This window comes from Isoptericola sp. NPDC060257 (assembly GCF_042726645.1).
In the GTDB taxonomy this organism is placed as follows: domain Bacteria; phylum Actinomycetota; class Actinomycetes; order Actinomycetales; family Cellulomonadaceae; genus Isoptericola; species Isoptericola nanjingensis.
In genome coordinates this window covers 1-1,710 of record NZ_JBHXAW010000472.1, presented here as the reverse complement: position 1 = coordinate 1,710, position 1,710 = coordinate 1, and the positions used below count along the sequence as shown (strand labels likewise).

General features: G+C 78.0%; 2 protein-coding genes. Both read left to right on the top strand.

Annotated features, from left to right (window positions below; all coding sequences use genetic code 11):
* Positions 1-441 precede the first annotated feature (441 nt).
* Entirely contained in the window at positions 442-1,581 is a 1,140-nt protein-coding gene (locus tag ACFWEK_RS21405) for a zinc-binding dehydrogenase (protein WP_430546213.1), read from the top strand.
* Positions 1,578-1,710: SDR family NAD(P)-dependent oxidoreductase (locus tag ACFWEK_RS21400; RefSeq protein ID WP_430555350.1), on the top strand; the 133-nt coding region annotated here is incomplete at its 3' end. The genes ACFWEK_RS21405 and ACFWEK_RS21400, both read left to right, overlap by 4 nt.

Below are 1,710 nucleotides of genomic sequence, written 5' to 3'. Positions count from 1 at the left end.
CGCTGACCTGCGCGGGGGGCGGAGTGCGGGGTGGTGCGCTTCCCGGTGCGCTGCTCCGCCGCCCGCAGCGCGGCCCGCGCGACGGCGGCTCGGTCGACCGGTCGCTCGGGCTCGGGCTCGGGCTCGGACATGGAGCGGGCCGCGGTACGCGGCGGGGCGACGACCGTCATGCGACCTCCCCCCCGATCCCGACGCCGGGCGACGCCCGGCGGACCGCGACCAGCAACGACCAGACGACGGCAGCACGACGACCGTCGTCGTTCGAACGCTTGTTCGAACACTGTCAGTAGACGTCGTGCCGGCGGCCGCTGTCAACCGCGCAGGTCGGCCGCGCGGACGCCCGGCTCGTGTACGCTGCTCCCGACATACCGCGCAGTCGGTATGTCAGACGGACGGGCTCCCGGGAGCAGACTGGGGCCCTCAGCGACGAGGAGGTCGACCGTGCAGATCGTGGGCGCCGTGCTGGACCGCACCGGAGCACCCCCGCCGTACGCCACCTCCGGGGCGCTGCGCACCAGCACGCTCGACCTCGACCCGCCCGGGCCCGGCGAGCTCCTGGTCCGCATCGAGGCCGCAGGGCTGTGCCACTCCGACCTGAGCGTCGTGGACGGCAGCCGCGAGCGCCCCGTCCCTCTGCTCCTCGGCCACGAGGCCGCCGGGATCGTGGAGGCCGTCGGCGACGCGGCGCACGACGGCACCGACGGCCCCGACGGCATCACCCCGGGGCGGCGCGTCGTCCTGACCTTCCTGCCGCGGTGCGGCGCCTGCGCCGCCTGCGCCACCGACGGCCGGCTGCCCTGCACGGCCGGCAGCGCCGCCAACGCCGCCGCCACGCTGGTCGGGGGCGCGGTACGGCTGCACCGCGGCCCGGACCCGGTCCACCACCACCTGGGCGTCAGCGCCTTCGCCACCCACGCCGTCGTGCACCGCACCTCCGTGGTCCCGGTGGACGACGACGTACCCGCCGACGTCGCCGCCCTGCTGGGCTGCGCGGTCCTCACGGGCGGCGGCGCCGTGATCAACGCCGGCCGGCCGGCGCCCGGCGACCGCGTGGCAGTCGTCGGCCTGGGCGGGGTCGGGATGGCCGCGCTGCTCGTCGCGCTCGCCCTGGGGCACGACGTGCTCGGCGTCGACCCGGTGCCCGCCAAGCTCGACCTGGCGCGCCGCCTCGGCGCCACCACCGCGCGCACCCCCGACGAGGCGCTCGACGCCGGCGAGCGGGCGCCCGTCGTCGTCGAGGCCGCCGGGTCGGCGCGCGCCTTCGAGACCGCGCTCGCGCTCACCGCGCCCGGCGGCACCACCGTGACGGCCGGGCTGCCCGGCCCCGACGCCCGCGCGTCCGTCGCGCCGCTGACCCTGACGGCCGAGGCCCGCACGGTCGTGGGCTCCTACCTCGGGTCGTCCGTGCCGAGCCGCGACATCCCGCGGTACGTCGACCTCTGGCGCGCGGGCCGCCTGCCGCTCGAATCACTCGTCTCGGCCCGCATCGGGCTCGAGGACCTGCCGGCCGCCCTGGACCGGCTCGCCGCCGGCGCCGAGCTGCGCCAGCTCATCACCTTCGACGAGAGGACCACCGCATGACCGCCACCGCCGACCCCACCTCGCGCGTCGCCGTCGTCACCGGAGCCGCCCGCGGCATCGGGGCCGCGACCGCCCGCCGGCTGGCCGCCGACGGCCACGCCGTCGCCGTCCTCGACCTCCTGGAGGAGC